16 protein-coding genes are annotated in these 16155 nt (G+C 68.4%); 6 read left to right on the top strand and 10 right to left on the bottom strand.

Annotated elements, in window-relative coordinates; all coding sequences use genetic code 11:
• The first annotated feature begins 98 nt into the window (after nt 1-98).
• The 4 genes from SBP02_RS07000 to fhuF all read left to right on the top strand — a co-directional run bounded on the left by SBP02_RS07000 (nt 99) and on the right by fhuF (nt 5557).
• Nucleotides 99-2330 (top strand): TonB-dependent siderophore receptor, encoded by a 2232-nt coding sequence (locus SBP02_RS07000; protein ID WP_318645678.1) that lies wholly within the window; start codon nt 99-101, stop codon nt 2328-2330.
• Nucleotides 2320-3321, top strand: a complete 1002-nt coding sequence (locus SBP02_RS07005) for a GNAT family N-acetyltransferase (RefSeq protein WP_318645679.1) — start codon at nt 2320-2322, stop codon at nt 3319-3321. The genes SBP02_RS07000 and SBP02_RS07005 overlap by 11 nt, the downstream gene beginning before the upstream one ends.
• Before the next feature lie 129 nt (nt 3322-3450).
• Entirely contained in the window at nt 3451-4755 is a 1305-nt protein-coding gene (locus SBP02_RS07010) for a lysine N(6)-hydroxylase/L-ornithine N(5)-oxygenase family protein (protein WP_318645680.1), read from the top strand.
• 22 nt (nt 4756-4777) lie between these two features.
• Complete coding sequence (gene fhuF, locus SBP02_RS07015) at nt 4778-5557, top strand: siderophore-iron reductase FhuF (RefSeq protein WP_318645681.1); 780 nt, start codon at nt 4778-4780, stop codon at nt 5555-5557.
• 157 nt (nt 5558-5714) lie between these two features.
• Here fhuF and fhuB read toward each other — a convergent pair whose 3' ends face one another.
• From fhuB to minC, 10 genes are all read right to left on the bottom strand, one after another.
• On the bottom strand, nt 5715-7682 hold the full coding sequence (fhuB, locus tag SBP02_RS07020) for a Fe(3+)-hydroxamate ABC transporter permease FhuB (RefSeq protein ID WP_318645682.1): 1968 nt from the start codon (nt 7680-7682) through the stop codon (nt 5715-5717).
• On the bottom strand, nt 7679-8536 hold the full coding sequence (locus tag SBP02_RS07025) for an ABC transporter substrate-binding protein (RefSeq protein ID WP_318645683.1): 858 nt from the start codon (nt 8534-8536) through the stop codon (nt 7679-7681). The genes fhuB and SBP02_RS07025 overlap by 4 nt, the downstream gene beginning before the upstream one ends.
• A gap of 2 nt (nt 8537-8538) precedes the next feature.
• Nucleotides 8539-9306, bottom strand: a complete 768-nt coding sequence (locus tag SBP02_RS07030) for an ATP-binding cassette domain-containing protein (RefSeq protein ID WP_318645684.1) — start codon at nt 9304-9306, stop codon at nt 8539-8541.
• Between the two features lie 152 nt (nt 9307-9458).
• Nucleotides 9459-9977, bottom strand: a complete 519-nt coding sequence (locus SBP02_RS07035; RefSeq protein ID WP_318645685.1) for an Hsp20/alpha crystallin family protein — start codon at nt 9975-9977, stop codon at nt 9459-9461.
• A gap of 48 nt (nt 9978-10025) precedes the next feature.
• A complete protein-coding gene (locus SBP02_RS07040) occupies nt 10026-10403 on the bottom strand; it encodes an Hsp20/alpha crystallin family protein (RefSeq protein WP_318645686.1) in 378 nt (125 codons plus the stop codon).
• A 29-nt stretch (nt 10404-10432) separates the two neighbouring features.
• Nucleotides 10433-10885 carry an Hsp20/alpha crystallin family protein gene (locus SBP02_RS07045; protein WP_318645687.1) on the bottom strand — a complete coding sequence of 151 codons (453 nt, stop codon included), beginning with the start codon at nt 10883-10885 and terminating at the stop codon, nt 10433-10435.
• A 199-nt stretch (nt 10886-11084) separates the two neighbouring features.
• Nucleotides 11085-11720 carry an RluA family pseudouridine synthase gene (locus SBP02_RS07050; protein WP_318645688.1) on the bottom strand — a complete coding sequence of 212 codons (636 nt, stop codon included), beginning with the start codon at nt 11718-11720 and terminating at the stop codon, nt 11085-11087.
• 70 nt (nt 11721-11790) lie between these two features.
• Nucleotides 11791-12045: a cell division topological specificity factor MinE gene (gene minE / locus SBP02_RS07055; protein ID WP_318645689.1), complete on the bottom strand. Its 255-nt coding sequence runs from the start codon at nt 12043-12045 to the stop codon at nt 11791-11793.
• Nucleotides 12045-12857: a septum site-determining protein MinD gene (gene minD / locus SBP02_RS07060; RefSeq protein ID WP_318645690.1), complete on the bottom strand. Its 813-nt coding sequence runs from the start codon at nt 12855-12857 to the stop codon at nt 12045-12047. Before minD ends, minE begins: the two co-directional genes overlap by 1 nt.
• A 100-nt stretch (nt 12858-12957) precedes the next feature.
• Nucleotides 12958-13683 (bottom strand): septum site-determining protein MinC, encoded by a 726-nt coding sequence (gene minC, locus SBP02_RS07065; protein WP_318645691.1) that lies wholly within the window; start codon nt 13681-13683, stop codon nt 12958-12960.
• A gap of 151 nt (nt 13684-13834) precedes the next feature.
• Between minC and SBP02_RS07070 the strand changes: the two genes are divergently transcribed.
• Both SBP02_RS07070 and SBP02_RS07075 read left to right on the top strand, forming a co-directional pair.
• Complete coding sequence (locus SBP02_RS07070) at nt 13835-14764, top strand: lipid A biosynthesis lauroyl acyltransferase (RefSeq protein ID WP_318645692.1); 930 nt, start codon at nt 13835-13837, stop codon at nt 14762-14764.
• 56 nt (nt 14765-14820) lie between these two features.
• Nucleotides 14821-16023, top strand: coding sequence for a patatin-like phospholipase family protein (locus SBP02_RS07075; RefSeq protein WP_318645693.1), 1203 nt, complete (start codon nt 14821-14823; stop codon nt 16021-16023).
• The last annotated feature ends 132 nt before the right edge of the window (nt 16024-16155 follow it).

The raw sequence follows: 16155 nt of genomic DNA on the forward strand, positions 1-16155 counted from the left end.
TGCGAGGGCGCCTAAATTTTTGCCGCTCTGGTTCGTCTATTAGGACTAGACAAGTAAATACGAATACTTCTGATTTAAATTTTATGGGGAGGAGTCACATGCAAGGTCTGTCGAAGTACCCGTCGCGTGCGCCGTTTGCGCGCTGCCGTCTGTCCCTGGCCCTGGGCTGCGCGCTGGCGCTGTCCGCTGGCCTGGCCCGGGCGGCCGACGGGGTGACCGAGCTGGAATCGATGGAAATCACCGGCAAGCTGAGCAGCCCGGTGACCGACGACAGCGGCTACGTGGCGAAGAACAGCCGCAGCGCCACCAAGATCAACACGCCCCTGCGTGAAACCCCGCGCTCGGTCTCGGTGGTCACCGAGCAGCAGATGAAGGACCGCAACGTCCTCACCGTCAGCGACGCCCTGCGTTACTCCGCCGGCATCCAGGCGGGTTACTTCGGCGAGGACAACAAGCAGGACTGGTTCGTCATCCGCGGCTTCAAGCAGGCCAACAACGGCCTGTTCATGGATGGTGCGCGGGTGTTCTCCAGCGGCTTCTTCAGCTGGCAGATCGACCCCTACATGCTCGAGCGCATCGAGGTGCTCAAGGGCGCTTCCTCGGTACTCTACGGCCAGACCCCGCCGGGCGGGCTGATCAACCTGCAGAGCAAGCGGCCGACCCTGGCGGCGCGCAACGAGATCGGCGTGCAGTACGGCAGCTTCGATCGCAAGCAGATGCACATGGACGTCGGCGGCAAGCTGGACGATGACGGCGACCTGCTCTATCGCGTGGTGGCGCTGAGCCGCGATACCGGCACCCAGGTCGACGACGTCGGCGCCGAACGCCTGTTGCTGGCGCCCTCGCTGACGATCAACTTCAACCCGGACACCTCGCTGACCCTGCTGGCCAGCGTGCAGAAGGACAACTCCGACCCGCAGCTGCAGTTCCTGCCGGCCAGCGGCACCATCGCCGCCAACCCCAACGGCAAGATCGACACCGACACCGCGGTCGGCGATCCGGGTTACGAGAAGTTCGACCGCACCCAGCTGACCCTCGGCTACGAGCTCAACCACCGCTTCAGCGACGCCTGGGAGTTCCAGCAGAACCTGCGTTACGGTCACCTCGACCTGGAGCTGCGCCAGCTCTACAGCCTGGGCTTCGTCAACGATTCCTTCCCCGGGCTCGACCCGAGCCGGCGCCTGATCGCCCGTGGCCTGACCTACGAGGACGGTCAGGCGGAAAGCCTGTCGGTGGACAACCGCATGCTCGGCAACTGGATCGGCAATGGCTGGGAGAACAACCTGCTGCTGGGCTTCGACTACCAGCTGCTGAACATCGACACCAAGAGCCCGGCCAGCGACCCCGGCTTCCCGGTGGTGCCGCTGCTGGATATCTACAACCCCAAGCGTGCCGCGCCGGTCACCCTGCCGATGGTGGGCACCATCACCCCCACCTACGGCCAGCCCATCGGCGCGTTCGCCCTGCAGGACAAGGACACCCGCGCCGATCAGTTCGGCTACTACCTGCAGGAGCAGCTCAAGCTCGACGACCATTGGGTCTTCACGCTGGGCGGCCGTTACGACGAGACCCGCTACGACTTCGACAACCGCACCACCGGCGCCGGCTTCCAGGTCAGCGACCAGCAGTTCACCGCCAGTGGCGGGGTGGCCTACCTGTTCGACAACGGCCTGACACCCTACGCCAGCTACTCCGAGTTCTTCACCCCGGTCACCAGCCTCAACACCAGCACCGGCAAGCCGTTCATGCCGGAAGAGGGCGAGCAGAAGGAGATCGGCCTGAAGTTCCAGCCGCAGGGCTTCAGCGGCCTGTTCACCATGGCCCTGTTCGAGCTGACCCAGGACAACGTGCGCAAGACCCTGCCGGGCGGCATCCAGACCCAACTTGGCCAGGTACGCAGCCGCGGCCTGGAGCTGGAGGCCCAGGCCGACCTCAGCGAGTCCCTGAGCCTGGTGGCCAGCTACACCAAGCTGGATGTGGAGACCACCAAGAGCACGCGTCCGACCGAAGTGGGCAAGACCCCGGCCAACGTGGCCGACGAGCTGGCCTCCATCTGGGCGCACTACAAGGTCAAGGGCGGCAGCCTCGATGGCCTGGCCTTCGGCGCCGGTGCCCGTCATACCAGCTCGTCCTACGGCGACAACACCGAGAGCCTGGAGGTGCCGTCCTACACCCTGCTCGATGCGGTGGTCAGCTACGACTGGGAGAACTTCCGCGTCCAGCTCAACGCCAACAACCTCACCGACAAGGAGTACATCACCGCCTGTGACTACTACTGCTGGTACGGCAACCGCCGCAATGTCATCGCGTCCGTCAACTATGCCTGGTAATGCCCTCGCGGCTTTGCCGCTGCCCGATGGGCGGCGGCTGGCCGTCAGCCAAGGCGAACAGGAACTGGCCCTGCGCCTGGACGGGCAGCCCCTGCTGCGCGTGCGGCGCCTGGCCGACGGGCGCCTGCAGCCGCTGGAGCTGCCTCTGGCCGAGCAGGCCGAGGCGCTCTGGCTGCTGGCCTACTGCTGCTTCGCCGGCGATCCGGACCGGCAGGCGCTGCGCCTGGCGCTGGCCGAGGTCGACCCGGCCTTGCGCGCCAGCGGCCTGCTGCTGGGCGAGGGCGAGGACCTGCGGATCGAGCGCGAGTTGTTCTGGCAGTTGCCGGGGCCCTTCCTGCGCGCGCCGGCGAGTGCCGGTTACCCGCAGCAGCTGGTGATGCACGCCAGCGGCCGGCGTCACCCGCGCCGTCCGCCCAAGCCGGTGGGCGAGGTGTACCGCCGCTTCGATGCCCGCCTGGGCGCCTGGATGTCCCTGCGCACCCTGGACATCGAGGCGGACCTGCCGCGCTTCAATCGCTGGCAGAACAGCGCGCGGGTCGCGGCGTTCTGGCAGGAGCAGGGCGACCTGGAGCAGCACCGCCGCTACCTGGAGGCGCTGGCCGCCGATCCGAGGGTGCTGACCCTGATCGGCTGCCTGGATGACGAGCCCTTCGCCTACTACGAGGCCTACTGGGCCAAGGAGGATCGCATCGCCCCGTTCTACCAGGCGGGCGACTACGACCGCGGCATCCATATGCTGGTGGGCGAGGAGCATCACCGTGGACCGCACAAGGTGGCGGCCTGGCTGGGCGCGCTCAGCCACTACCTGCTGCTCGACGAACCGCGTACCCAGCGCGTTGTCGCCGAACCCCGCGCCGACAATGCGCGGATGATCCAGCACCTGCAGGCCCAGGGCTACCACAAGGCCAAGGAGTTCGACTTTCCGCACAAGCGTGCGGCGCTGATGGTGCTGCCGCGCGAGGTGTTCTTCGACCGTTGCGCCCTGGCTTGAGCCGGGCCGCAGGGGCCGAGATCTTTCAAAAAGGAGCCGCGCCCGAACGCGGCCGCTACTGATGAGGTTGGGCAAGGTGCGCGCCGCGCACCCTAAGACGAGCCATGCACACAGAGGATCGAGCCTGACATGAGCATTGAAACGCTGGAATACGATGTAATCGGCCTGGGCTTCGGCCCGGCCAACCTGGCCATCGCGGTGGCCCTGGACGAGGATGCGCGGGTGCGCGAGCGCGGCCTGCGCTATTGCTTCCTGGAGAAGAAGGCGGACTTCGAGTGGCACGGCGGCATGCTGCTGGAAGACAGCCGCATGCAGATTTCCTTTCTCAAGGACCTGGCGACCCTGCGCAACCCGGCGAGCCGCTTCACCTTCCTCAACTACCTGCACCAGAAGCGTCGCCTGGAACCCTTCATCAATATCGGCACCTTCACCCCGTCGCGCCTGGAGTACAACGACTACCTGGCTTGGGCGGCCGGTCATTTCGCCGAGCGCGTGCACTATGGCGAGGAGGTGATCGCCGTCGAGGCGCAGGAGGAGCGCGGCGAGGTGCAGCGCCTGAAGGTCACCACGCGCCAGGCCGATGGCCGCACCCGTACGCGCCTGGCCCGTAACCTGGTGGTGAGCATCGGTGGCCAGCCGAGCATTCCCGAGGCCTTCGCGCCCTTGCGCAACGACCCGCGGGTGATCCATTCCTCCGCCTATCTGGCGCGCATCGAGACGCTGTGCGCCGAACGCGAGGCGCCGTACCGTCTGGCGGTGATCGGCGCCGGCCAGAGTGCGGCGGAGATCTTCACCGATCTCGGCGGGCGTTACCCCAATGCCGAACTGAGCCTGATCATGCGCAGCCCGGCGTTGCGCCCGGCCGACGACAGCCCGTTCATCAACGAGATCTTCGACCCGGGCTACACCGACCTGATCTACCAGCAGCCCGAAGCCATGCGCCAGCAGCTGATCCGCAGCTTCAGCCACACCAACTACTCGGTGGTCAATCTCGACCTGATCGAGCGCGTCTACCAGGACCTCTACCTGCAGCGGGTCACCGGCAAGGTGCGCCAGCACCTGCTGGCCAATCGGCAGATTCAGGAGGTGCGGGCCGGTGTCGAGGGCATCGCCCTCAACCTGCTGGACCGCCAGCACCATGCCCGCGAAGTGCGCGAGTTCGACGGGGTGATCCTCGCCACCGGCTATCGCCGCGACGGCTACAAGCGCCTGCTGGAGGGCGTGGCCGGTTACCTCGGCGAGGGTGAGGTGGCGCGCAGCTACCGTCTGCCGAGTCGCGAGGGTTTCCACCCCGGCATCTTCCTGCAGGGCTGTTGCGAGGCCAGCCACGGCCTCAGCGATACCCTGTTGTCGGTGCTCTCGGTGCGTTCCCAGGAGGTGGTGGATGCCTTGATCGACGGTCGTCTGCGGCCCCAGGCGGTGGCATGCGCCTGAGCAGCGTCCCGGGAGGCCGTCGTTGATCCCCGCCCTGGCGCCGTTGTTCCAGGGGCCCTTCGGCCATTACCGCGAGGTGCTGGTGCTCGCCGACGACCCGCGCCCGGCCCTGTCCGGGCCGGAGCTGGTGGCGCCGGAGCAGCTGGAGGCGCTGCTGGCGCGCTTCGCCCCCGAGCAGGTCGGGGGCGACCGGCGGGCGCGGGTGTCGCTGTGGTCCAAGTACTATTTCCTGCGCCTGATTCCGCCGGTGGTGGCCGCCAGCCTGGTGCTGGGCTGGCGCTTGCCGCTGGATTTCCAGCGGATCCAGGTGATCGTCGGCGACGATGGCCTGCCGGCCGCCTTCAAGCTGCCCCATGCCGGCGAGCGCTGGCCGGCGCCGCCGGGCGATCCCTTCGAGCGTTTCGCCGAGCTGCTGGACGCTAACCTGTTGCCCTTTATCCAGGCCTTGAATGGTTGCGCCAAGGTCGCCCCGCGGGTGCTCTGGAGCAATGCCGGCAACTACTTCGAATGGATTCTCTCCAGCCTCGCCGCCTTGCCGCTGCCGGAGGCTATGCTGGCCGACGGCAAGCGCCTGCTGGACAGTCGCCTGCGCCCGGATGGCCGCGCCAATCCGCTCTATCAGCCGATCCGTTATGTGCCTCGCGAGGGCGCCGAGGACCCCCTGCGCCAGCGTCGGCAGTGCTGCATCCGCTACCTGCTGCCGGGCTATGCGCTGTGCGAGAACTGCCCGCATATCGACAACCCGCCACCGGGTTATCGCGGCGAGCTGGCCTTGGCCTCGGGGCTGCCCCAGGAACCCTGAGCACGGGGGGCGCGGCGCGGCAGCCTTGCCATCGGCGCGCTCCCCCCAATCCCGCAAATACAGCTACCAGCGCTTGTGCCGGACGCAGGATGGGCCGAGCGCAGCGATACCCATCCGGCCGATGCTCGGGCCGGAGGTCGCGTGGCTATGCAGATCCTCAGCGCCGGCTCAGGCCCCACATCAGATAGGCGCCGCCCAGCAGGGCGGCGAGCAGGCCGGCGGGGAGCTGGGCGGGGAACAGCAGGTTGCGCCCCAGCCAGTCGGCCAGCACCATCACCAGCGCACCGAGCAGGGCGCCGGCCAGCAACTGGCTGCGGGCGCGACCGAAGCCCAGCAGGCGCGCCAGGTGCGGGGCCATCAGGCCGACGAAGCTCAGCGGGCCGAGCACCAGGGTGGCCGCCGCGCTGAGCAGGGCGGCCAGGCCGAGCAGCAGCAGGCGACTGCGCGCCAGGGGCACACCGAGGCTGCCGGCGGTGCCGGCGCCCAACGGCAGCAGTTCCAGCCAGCGGGTGGCGGGCAGGCAGAGCAGCAGCAACAGCAGCGCCAGGCCCAGGGCCCAGGCGGCCATGCTGGCGTCGACGAAATAGGTGGAGCCGGACAGCCAGGCCAGCAGCTGCTGGCCGCGGGGATCGCCGAGGGCCAGTACCAGCACCTGCACCGCATCGAACAGCGCGCTCAGGGCGATGCCCGCCAGCAGCAGACGCTGCGGGGCGAAGCCGGAGCGCCGGCCGAGCCAGAGCAGGGCCAGCAGTGTCAGTGTCGCCCCCAGAGCGCCCAGCGCCAGGCGCGGCAGGAAGCCGGCGGCGGGCAGCAGGAACACCGCCGCCAGCAGGCCCAGGGCGGCGCCGGCGCTGATGCCCATCAGCTCCGGGCTGGCCATGGGGTTGCCGGTCAGGCGCTGGATCAGGGTGCCGGCCAGGGCCAGCATCAGCCCGGCGGCCGCGGCGGCGATCACCCGCGGCGCGCGCAGCTCGAGCAGGGACTCGGCCAGGTGCCAACGCCAGCCGTCCGGGCCCTGGCCCAGGGCCAACGCCAGCAGCAGCGCCAGGCCCAGCAGCGCGACCAGCGGAACCAGGCCGCGCTCGGCGCGGCGGCCGACCGGCATGGCCATGCCGCTCGGCGCTGGGTGGTCGGCCAGGCGCAGACGTGGGATCAGCCAGAGCAGCAGCGGTGCGCCGAGCAGGCCGGCGACCGCGCCGGTGGGCAGCAACTCGCGGAAGGGACCGGCGATCCACTGCACCAGCAGGTCGGTGAGCCAGAGCAGGGCGGCGCCCAGCAGGGGCGACCAGAGCAGGCGCTGGCCCAGGGTGCGCGCGCCGAGCAGGCGGGCGATGGCGGGTGCGGCCAGGCCGATGAAGCCGATCACGCCGACGCTGCTGACCACGCAGGCGGTGAGGAACACCCCCAGGCCCAGGCCGGCCAGGCGCAGGCCGGGCAGGGAGACGCCGAGGCTGCGCGCGCCGCTGTCCTGCAAGTCCAGCAGGCTGAGCGGGCGCAGCAACAGCGGCAACAGCGCCAGGGCCAGGGCCAGGCGCGGGGCGAGGAACAGCACGGCGTCCCAGTTGTGCTGGCTGAGCGAGCCCGCCCCCCAGATGAACAGCGCGGTCAGGCCCTGGGGTTGCAGCATCATCAGGGCGATGTTCAGCGCGCTCAGGTAGAGGCTGACCACCAGGCCGGCGAGGATCAGCGCCAGCGGGCTCATCGCCCGGCGCCAGGCCAGGGCGAACACCAGCAGGCTGGCCAGGGCGCCACCGCCCATCGCCAGCCACTCGCGGGCCAGCAATAGCTGCGGCGCGAACAGGGTGGCCAGGGTCAGGGCCAGCTGTGCGCCGCCGGCGACCCCGAGGGTGGTCGGCGAGGCCAGCGGGTTGCGCAGCACCTGCTGCATCAGCAGGCCGGCCAGGGCCAGGCTGGCGCCGCACAGCAGGGTCATGCACAGGCGTGGCAACCAGCTGTAGTGGGCCAGCACCTGGCGCAGGTCGCCGAGGTCCGGCTGCCACAGCGCCTGGCCCCACAGGGCGCTGGGCAGGCGCAGGCCGAGGTCGCCGAGGGCCAGTGCCAGGCAGGCGGCGAACAGCGCCATACAGAACAGCGCCGGTTTGCGGCTGGCGAGGGTGTCGGTCATGGCGGGGTCTCGTTCGGCAGGGCCCGTTGCAACTGCCGGGCGAAGCGCTCGGCGCTGGGCAGGGCGCCGAAGCTCCAGACTTCGGCCAGGGCATGCACGCGGCCGTCGCGCACCATCGGCAGGTTCTGCCACAGGGCGCTATTGGCCAACTGGCGTTCGGCATCCAGCGGTAGCGGGCGGAAATACAGCAGGCGGGCGTCCGGTTGCTCGATAAGGCGCTCGATTCCGGTGTTGGAGAAGCCCCAGTAGCTGCCCGGCGTGGTCCAGGCGTTGCGCAGGCCCAGGCGGGCGAGCACCGACTGGTAGAGGCTGTGCTGGCCATACACCCGGACATGGCGGTCATCCATGAAGTGCACCAGGTACAGCGGCCGCTGGGCATCGCCGAGCCGCCGCTGAGTGCGGGCCAGGCCCTCGTCGACGCGCCGGATCAGCGCTTCGGCCTCGGCCTGGCGGTCGAACAGCTGGCCCAGCTCGCGGGTGACGCGTTGGGCATTGAGGTAGGGGTCGCTGTCCGGGGCGAACAGGGTCAGGCTGCGTACCGGGGCGATGCGCTCCAGGGCGGCGCGGGCATTCTCGAACTGCGGGGTGATGAGGATCAGCTCCGGCGCCAGTTGACTGAGCAGCTCCAGGTTCGGCTCGGTGCGCAGGCCCAGGTCCTGGACCTCGGCGGGTAACGCTGGCGCGGCGACCCAGCGCCTGTAGCCGTCCACCTCGGCCACCGCCTGGGGCGTCACGCCCAGGGCCAGCAGGGTCTCGGTCAGGCCCCAGTCGATCACCGCGATCCGTTGCGGTGCGGCGGCGGCCGGCAGGCCGAGCAAGGCCAGGCACAGGCCCAGGAGTACGGCCAGACGCATGCTCAATGGACCACGGCGATGGGCGCCTGGGCGCGCGGGTGGGGCATGACGGTCATGCCGATGCCGTAGATGGACGCCAGGGTGTCGCTGGTCATCAGTTGTGCCGGGCTGCCCTCGACCAGCAGGCGCCCGCTGTGCAGGGCCACCAGGCGGTCGCAGTAGCGCGCCGCCAGGTTGATGTCGTGCAGCACCACCACCACGCCCAGGCCCAGTTCCGCACAGAGCTTGCGCACCAGGGCCAGGACTTCCACCTGATGGGCGATGTCCAGGGCCGAGGTGGGCTCGTCGAGCAGCAGGTAGCGGCTGTCCTGGGCCAGCAGCATGGCCAGCCAGACCCGCTGGCGCTCGCCGCCGGAGAGACTGTCCACCAGGCGTTCGGCGAAGCGCTGGGTGTCGGTGAGCTGCAGTGCCCGCTCGATCCTGGCCCGGTCTTCGGCCTTGAGGCGGCCGAGGGGGCCGTGCCAGGGGTAGCGCCCGAAACCGACCAGTTCGCGCACGCTGAGGCCGTCGGCGGCAGGCAATTGCTGCGGCAGGTAGGCCACCCGGCGGGCGAAGGCGCGGTTGCCCCAGTCCTGCACCGGCTTGCCATCGAGCAGGATGCGCCCGCCGCTGGGCAGCTGCTGGCGCGCCAGCAGCTTGAGCAGGGTGGATTTGCCGGAGCCATTGTGGCCGATCAGGCCGACCATCTGCCCTTCGGCCAGACGCAGGTCGAGGGGGTGCAGCAGGGGGCGGTCGGGCAAGTGGTAGGTGACGGCGTCCAGTTCGAACATGCGCGCTCCAGATCGGCCGATAGGGCGGGTGAACAGGCGCACCGGAGAGCCCGGTGCGAAAAGACAGGAAATCTAAAGTAAGTGCTAATAATTATCAATGTCTAATGGCCGGTTGCCCCGACCGCACATGGGGGCAACCGGTTCACCGGGCATCAGCCGGTGCGCACCTCGATGCGGCGGCCGCGGGCGTGTTCGGCCTTGGGCAGCTCGATGCGCAGCACGCCGTTGCGGTAGTGGGCCGCGGTCTTGTTGGCGAGCACCGGCAGCGGCAGGGGGATGCTGCGGTGGAAGCGGCCGAAGGCGCACTGGCGAATGCGGTAGTGGCCGCTGCTCGATTCCTGCTCGTAGCGTTTCTCGCCACGCACCACCAGCACGTCGCCACGCACCTCGATGTCCAGGTCCTGCTTGTCCAGCCCCGGTACTTCCAGGCGCACGACGAACTTGTCGGCGTCCTCGTACAGGTCGCCGGCCAGCAGCGCCCAGCTGCTCGAGGGGAATTCGGCGCTGGCGGACCCGGCCGCCGGCGGCGGGATTTCCTCGCGCTTGTCGCGACCGCTGGGGGTGAAGCGGGTCAGGGCCCCGCTGGCGCGGTCGAGCACCTGACGCCAGCCCTCGCCGAGCGAGTGCCAGGTCTCCTCCAGGCCGTGTTTCAGTTCGTTGAGTCTGTCCATGGGTCACCTCCAGGCCGCGGGCGGGCGTGTGGGCCCGCCCGCGGCGGTTCAGGCGCTCTTGACGACGATCTTGCGCGGTTGCGCATGGGCATGCTTGGGAATGCGCAGCTTGAGCACGCCATTGCGCAGCTGTGCGTCGATCCGTTGGCTATCCAGTTCGCTGCTCAGGGCGAAGGCGCGCTTGTAACGCGCCAGACGGACCTCTGCGTAGACCGCCTCCATGCCTTCTGGCGTCGCCGTGGCGATCTCGCCTTCGAGGGTCAGGGTATCGTTCTCGACCCTCAGGTCGAGCTTGTCCTTCGGCACGCCGGGCAGGTCGGCGAGCAGCAGGATGCCGTCCTTGTCCTCGAACACATCCACCCGCGGCAGCAAGGTCTGGGTTTCTTCGGCACGCTCGGGGCGGCTCACGGTTTTCTTCTCGCTCATCGTGGCTTCCTCCTTCAATGCCTGGGTTGTTACTGGACGGTGATGCGCTTGGGTTGGGCCGACTCGCGCCGCGCCACCTTGATATGCAGCACGCCGTCGCGATAGGACGCCTCGACCTTGTCCGGGTCGGCGTCGTCGGACAGGCTCACCGTGCGCTTGAAGCGACCGCTGAAGCGCTCGTTGGCATAGACCGACAGGCTGCCGTTGTCGCCCGGCCGATCGCCCTCGCGCTCGCCGACTATGGTCAGCAGGCCGTGATCGATCTGCACGTCGAGCTTGTCCGGGTCGATCCCCGGGGCGAAGGCGTAGACCTCGATGCTCGAGGTCGTGCTGCCGACGTTGAGCGCCGGGAAGGCGCCGCTGGCGACCGCACGGATGCTGCCCGGCCGGCCGAGACCGGCGTAGTCCTGCTGCAGCTCGCGCTGCAGGCGTTCGAACTCGGCGAGCAGGCCGTTGGGAAAGTTGAGAAGGGACTCGTACATCGCAAACCTCCTTGGCTGGTTGACCAGAGATTCGTTTGCGGTGCTCAAGGCCGAGGCCTCAAGCCCCGTCGCTAGAAAATATGTTGGCGTGCACGCGGGGCTTCAAGGCCGAGCCTTAGAACATTCTGAAATGCCTTATGCCGGACGGGCATTTGCCTGGCGCAGGGGACGGCGCGGCTTGCTGCCGCGCCTGGGGGGCTCAGAACGGCGCGGGGCACTCGAAGCGCAGGCGTTCGCCGCTGTGCGGGTGGCTCAGGGTCAGCATGCTGGCGTGCAGGCACAGGCGCTCATGGGCGGCCAGGGCCTGCGCGTGGGCATAGAGGCGGTCGCCGAGCAGCGGGTGGCCGATCGACAGCATGTGCACCCGCAGCTGGTGCGAGCGGCCGGTGATCGGCGTCAGCTCGATGCGGCAATAGTCGCCGCAGCGCTCCAACACCCGCCAGAAGGTCAGGGCGTGCTTGCCCAGTTCATGGTCGACCACATGGCGCGGCTTGGTCGGCGGGTCGTAGCGCAGCGGCAGGTCGATGCTGCCACTGTCCAGCTCGGGCTGGCCCCAGCACAGCGCGGTGTAGGCCTTCTCCGTCTCGCGGTCGTGGAACTGCCGGGACAGCTCGCGGTGGCTGTCGGCATCCCGGGCCAGGACGATGATGCCCGAGGTTTCCCAGTCCAGGCGGTGGACGATGCGCGCCTCCGGGTAGCCGTTCTCCTGCAGGCGGGTGACCAGGCAGTCGCGGTTGTCCTCGGCGCGACCGGGCACCGAGAGCAGCAGGGTGGGTTTGTTGATCACCAGCAGGGCGGCGTCCTGGTGGAGGATTTCAATCTGGCTGAGGGGCATCGTGGGGTCCGCAAACGACATCGGCGACCGAGGTCGCCGATGCCGGGAAACATAAGGCCTGGGCGCCGGATCAGCGATCCGGCAGGGTGATATTGAGCTCCAGGATCGAGCAGCTGCCCTGGTTCTCCAGGGCGACCTGGACCTGATCCGAGTCGATGGCGACGTATTTGCGGATCACCTCGACCAGCTCCTGCTGCAGGGCCGGCAGGTAGTCCGGCTGGCTGCGTTGGCCACGCTCGTGGGCGACGATGATCTGTAGGCGTTCTTTGGCGATGGAGGCGGGGGTTTCCTTCTTGCGTTCGCGAAAGAAGTCGAAAATATTCATCAGCGGGCTCCGAACAGGCGTTGCATGAGTCCTTTCTTCTGCACGTCGAGGAAGCGGTGCGGCACTTCCTTGCCGAGCAGGCGGTCGACGGCATCGCTGTACGCCTGGCCGGCGTCGCTCTGGTCGTCGAGAATCACCGGTACACCCTGGTTGGAGGCCTTGAGCACCGCCTGCGATTCGGGGATCACGCCGAGCAGGCGGATGGCGAGGATTTCCTCGACGTCTTCCACGCCGAGCATTTCGCCCTTGGTCACGCGCTCGGGGTTGTAGCGGGTCAGCAGCAGGTGCTCCTTGATCGCCTCCTCGCCCTTCTCGGCGCGGCGCGACTTGCTCGCCAGCAGGCCGAGCATGCGGTCGGAGTCGCGCACCGAGGAGACTTCCGGGTTGGTCACGACTATCGCCTCGTCGGCGAAGTACATGGCCAGGTGGGCGCCCTTCTCGATGCCGGCGGGCGAGTCGCAGACCACGTACTCGAAGTTCTGCGACAGCTCGTTGATGACCTTCTCCACGCCCTCCAGGGTCAGGGCGTCCTTGTCGCGGGTCTGGCTGGCGGCCAGCACGTAGAGGTTCTCCAGGCGCTTGTCCTTGATCAGCGCCTGGGTCAGGGTCGCTTCGCCGTTGACCACGTTGACGAAGTCGTACACCACGCGGCGTTCGCAGCCCATGATCAGGTCGAGGTTACGCAGGCCGACGTCGAAGTCGACGATGACAGTCTTGTGCCCGCGCAGGGCGAGGCCGGTACCGATGGCGGCGCTGGTGGTGGTTTTGCCCACGCCACCCTTGCCGGACGTGACTACGAGGATCTTGGCCAAGGTGATTCACCCCAAAATGTGAAGATAAAAGCGGGAATCTGGCGGCCGCGCGAGGCGTCCGGATGCCCTTTGTGTCCCTTAAAATTGGCCGCAGTATCCGTTAAAGGCGGGTGATGTTCAACACGTCACCCGACAGGCTGACATGCACCGCATCGCCCCACAGCGGGTCGCGGCGCAGGTCCTCGGCGACCTTGTATTGGCCGGCGATCGACAGCAGTTCGGCGCCCATTTGTTGACAGAAAATCCGCGCCTGGGTGTTGCCCTTGATCCCGGCCAGGGCGCGGCCGCGCATGGGGGCATAGACGTGGATATTGCCGTCGGCGAGCAGTTCGGCGCCGGCGCTGACCGGCGCCAGGACGATCAGGTCGCCGCCCTGGGCATAGACCTGCTGACCGCCGCGTACCGGGGTTGTGACGATCTTGGTCGGCTTGAGTTCCGGCTCGGCCGGTTTTTCCGGCGGTTTGGGCGTCAGTTCGAGCTGGCGCTCGCGGGCGCCGGAGGGGGGGAGCACCGGCAGATCCAGGGCGTCGGCGGCGGCGATGTCGTCGGCTCGGCTGGCGCGTACCGCCAGGGTGCGCAGGCCGTGCTTGCGGCACAGGCTCATCAGCGCGGCGAGATCGAGGTTGTTCTCTGCGGCGGGCAGCTTGTCCAGGGCCAGCACCAGCGGCGTGTTGCTGAAGAACTGCGGCGCCTGGGCGACCTTTTCCGTCAGCTGCTGATCGAGGCGCTCCAGGTCGTTGTGCGCCAGCTCCAGCACGGTGATGGCGAGCATGCTGCCCTTGAGCTGGAACACGGGGTCTTGGTCGAGTAGATCGGCTTGGCTCATGGTCTGCCTGATGCGCCTGTATAGAAGGAGGGAGCGGGTCGCGTAGGTTGCCGGGGACTTATAGCGAGATCGTCGGTGGGTCGCAAGCCGCGGCGACTCCGCGGCAAGTGCTGGTAGAATGCCCGGCTTTGGCTGTTGTGCGGGATCGTTCATGGATCGTCCAGTGTTTCGGGGTTCTTTTCTTCACCCGCGTTTCTGGCTGCTGTGGCTGGGGCTCGGCCTGTTGTGGCTGGTCTCGCTGTTGCCTTACCCGGTGCTGATGCGCCTGGGGCGCTGGTTGGGTGCCTTGATGTACCGCCTGGCACGGTCGCGGCGGCAGATCGCCGCGCGCAATCTGGAACTGTGCTTTCCCCAGTGGTCGGCGGCCGAGCGTCAGCGGGTGTTGCGGGAAAACTTCGCCTCCACCGGCATGACCTTCTTCGAGATGGCGATCAGCTGGTGGTGGCCGCCCGCGCGCCTGCGCAAACTGGGGCGCCTGGAGGGGCTGGAGCATCTGCAGCAGGCCCAGGCCGAGGGCCAGGGGGTGATCCTCATGGCCCTGCATTTCACCACCCTGGAAATGGGCGGCGGCCTGCTCGGCATGCAGCAGGACATGTATGGCATGTATCGGCCGCACAAGAATCCACTGTTCGACTATGTCCAGCGCCGTGGCCGCGAGCAGCGCCTGCTCGGGGTGATCGAGCGCGACGATGTGCGTGGCATGCTCAAGCTGCTGCGCGCCGGGGGCGTGGTCTGGTATGCGCCGGATCAGGATTATGGCGCCCAGCGCAGCATCTTCGTGCCGCTGTTCGGCGTACCGGCCGCCACGGTCACCGCCACCAGCAAGTTCGCCCGCCTGGGCCGTGCGCGGGTGATCCCCTTCACTCAGGAACGCCTGGCCGATGGTTCGGGCTACAAGGTGGTGGTGCATCCGCCGCTGGCGGATTTCCCCGGGGACAGCGAGGAGGCCGACTGCCTGCGCATCAACCAGTGGATCGAGCGGGCGGTGGGGGCCTGTCCCGAGCAATACCTGTGGGCGCATCGACGCTTCAAGACGCGCCCGGCAGGCGAGTCCAAGCTCTACCGGAAAAGCCGCGCCTAGTTCATGATCCGGCCGCGTCGCTCTCTATACTGGCTAGAAAATACGGGAACCGGCCTATGACGCACTCCGCTCCATCCAGTCAGCCCGTGACCGGGCTGATTCTTTCCGGTGGTGGAGCGCGGGCGGCCTATCAGGTGGGTGTGCTGGCGGCCATCGCCGACCTGCTGCCCAATGCCGAGCACAACCCTTTTCCGGTCATAGTCGGCACCTCGGCCGGGGCCATCAACGCGGTCAGCCTGGCCTGCGGTGCCCTGCATTTCGGCGAGGCGGTCCGCCGCCTGACCGAAGTCTGGCAGGGGTTTCATACCCATCAGGTGTACCGCAGCGACTGGTCGGGCGTGCTGCATCAGGCCACGCGCTTCATCGGCCACAGCCTGCTCGGGCTGGGGGCGCAGGTGCCGGTGGCGCTGCTGGACAGCTCGCCCTTGAGCAAGCTGCTCGAGCGGGAGCTGGATTTCTCCGGGATCGCCGCGGCGGTGCGTCGGCGCCGCTTGCGCGCCGTGGCGGTGACGGCGTTCGGCTACGAGACCGGCCAGGCGGTGACCTTCTATCAGGGGCGCGCGACCATCGACCCCTGGTTCCGCCATCGCCGGGTCGGCGTGCCGACCCGCCTGGCGCTGCAGCACCTGCTGGCCAGCGCCTCCATTCCCCTGGTGTTCCCGCCGGTGCGGATCAACCGCGAATACTTCGGCGACGGCGCGGTGCGCCAGTCGGCGCCGATCAGCCCGGCGCTGCACCTGGGGGCCAGTCGGGTGCTGGTGATCGGGGTCAGCGGCAACCCCCAGGGCGAGGATGCCAATAGCGCGGTGGTGCGCCCCCACGACGTCAAGCCGCCGACCCTGGCGCAGATCGGCGGCCACATGCTCAACAGCACCTTTATCGACAGCCTGGAGGGCGATATCGAGTTGCTCGAGCGGATCAACCAGCTCAGTCGCCTGGTGCCGCCCGAGGAACGGCCGCGGGGCGGGGGACTCAAGCCGGTGGAGGTGCTGGTGATCTCGCCGAGCCAACCGGTGGACGAGATCGCCGCGCGCCACCGTCACGAGCTGCCAGCCGCGCTGCGCCTGTTCCTGCGCGGACCGGGGGCGACCCGGGCCAGCGGCGCCGGGGTGCTCAGCTACCTGTTGTTCGAGTCCGGTTACTGCAACGAGCTGATCGAACTGGGTTACCAGGATGCGATGGCGCAGAAGCTCGAACTCAACGAGTTTCTCAACCTCAGCCTTCCGCCGGTGCTGCAGGCGGCGCCGGCCCCCGCCTAGCCGCGCCGTCCGCGAAGCGCCGGGCGGCCGCTCGGGCGCTGGGCGGCACCCTGGCGAAAACCTGTCGGTCACCTTGTGGGGAATTTGCGCGGCGCGTGCGCCAATGCGGCGAACTGCGTTTAAACTGCGCCT

Origin of the sequence: Pseudomonas benzenivorans, assembly GCF_033547155.1 — a bacterium.
In the GTDB taxonomy this organism is placed as follows: Bacteria; Pseudomonadota; Gammaproteobacteria; order Pseudomonadales; family Pseudomonadaceae; genus Aquipseudomonas; species Aquipseudomonas benzenivorans_B.

Excerpts from the sequence above, each read along its gene's own strand:
- minE (WP_318645689.1), bottom strand. The coding sequence starts at position 12,045 with ATGAATATTTTCGACTTCTTTCGCGAACGCAAGAAGGAAACCCCCGCC.
- SBP02_RS07075 (WP_318645693.1), top strand. The coding sequence starts at position 14,821 with ATGACGCACTCCGCTCCATCCAGTCAGCCCGTGACCGGGCTGATTCTT.
- minC (WP_318645691.1), bottom strand. The coding sequence starts at position 13,683 with ATGAGCCAAGCCGATCTACTCGACCAAGACCCCGTGTTCCAGCTCAAG.
- fhuB (WP_318645682.1), bottom strand. The coding sequence starts at position 7,682 with ATGACCGACACCCTCGCCAGCCGCAAACCGGCGCTGTTCTGTATGGCG.
- SBP02_RS07040 (WP_318645686.1), bottom strand. The coding sequence starts at position 10,403 with ATGAGCGAGAAGAAAACCGTGAGCCGCCCCGAGCGTGCCGAAGAAACC.
- SBP02_RS07035 (WP_318645685.1), bottom strand. The coding sequence starts at position 9,977 with ATGGACAGACTCAACGAACTGAAACACGGCCTGGAGGAGACCTGGCAC.
- SBP02_RS07005 (WP_318645679.1), top strand. The coding sequence starts at position 2,320 with ATGCCTGGTAATGCCCTCGCGGCTTTGCCGCTGCCCGATGGGCGGCGG.
- SBP02_RS07045 (WP_318645687.1), bottom strand. The coding sequence starts at position 10,885 with ATGTACGAGTCCCTTCTCAACTTTCCCAACGGCCTGCTCGCCGAGTTC.
- SBP02_RS07000 (WP_318645678.1), top strand. The coding sequence starts at position 99 with ATGCAAGGTCTGTCGAAGTACCCGTCGCGTGCGCCGTTTGCGCGCTGC.
- SBP02_RS07025 (WP_318645683.1), bottom strand. The coding sequence starts at position 8,536 with ATGCGTCTGGCCGTACTCCTGGGCCTGTGCCTGGCCTTGCTCGGCCTG.
- SBP02_RS07070 (WP_318645692.1), top strand. The coding sequence starts at position 13,835 with ATGGATCGTCCAGTGTTTCGGGGTTCTTTTCTTCACCCGCGTTTCTGG.
- SBP02_RS07030 (WP_318645684.1), bottom strand. The coding sequence starts at position 9,306 with ATGTTCGAACTGGACGCCGTCACCTACCACTTGCCCGACCGCCCCCTG.
- SBP02_RS07010 (WP_318645680.1), top strand. The coding sequence starts at position 3,451 with ATGAGCATTGAAACGCTGGAATACGATGTAATCGGCCTGGGCTTCGGC.
- SBP02_RS07050 (WP_318645688.1), bottom strand. The coding sequence starts at position 11,720 with ATGCCCCTCAGCCAGATTGAAATCCTCCACCAGGACGCCGCCCTGCTG.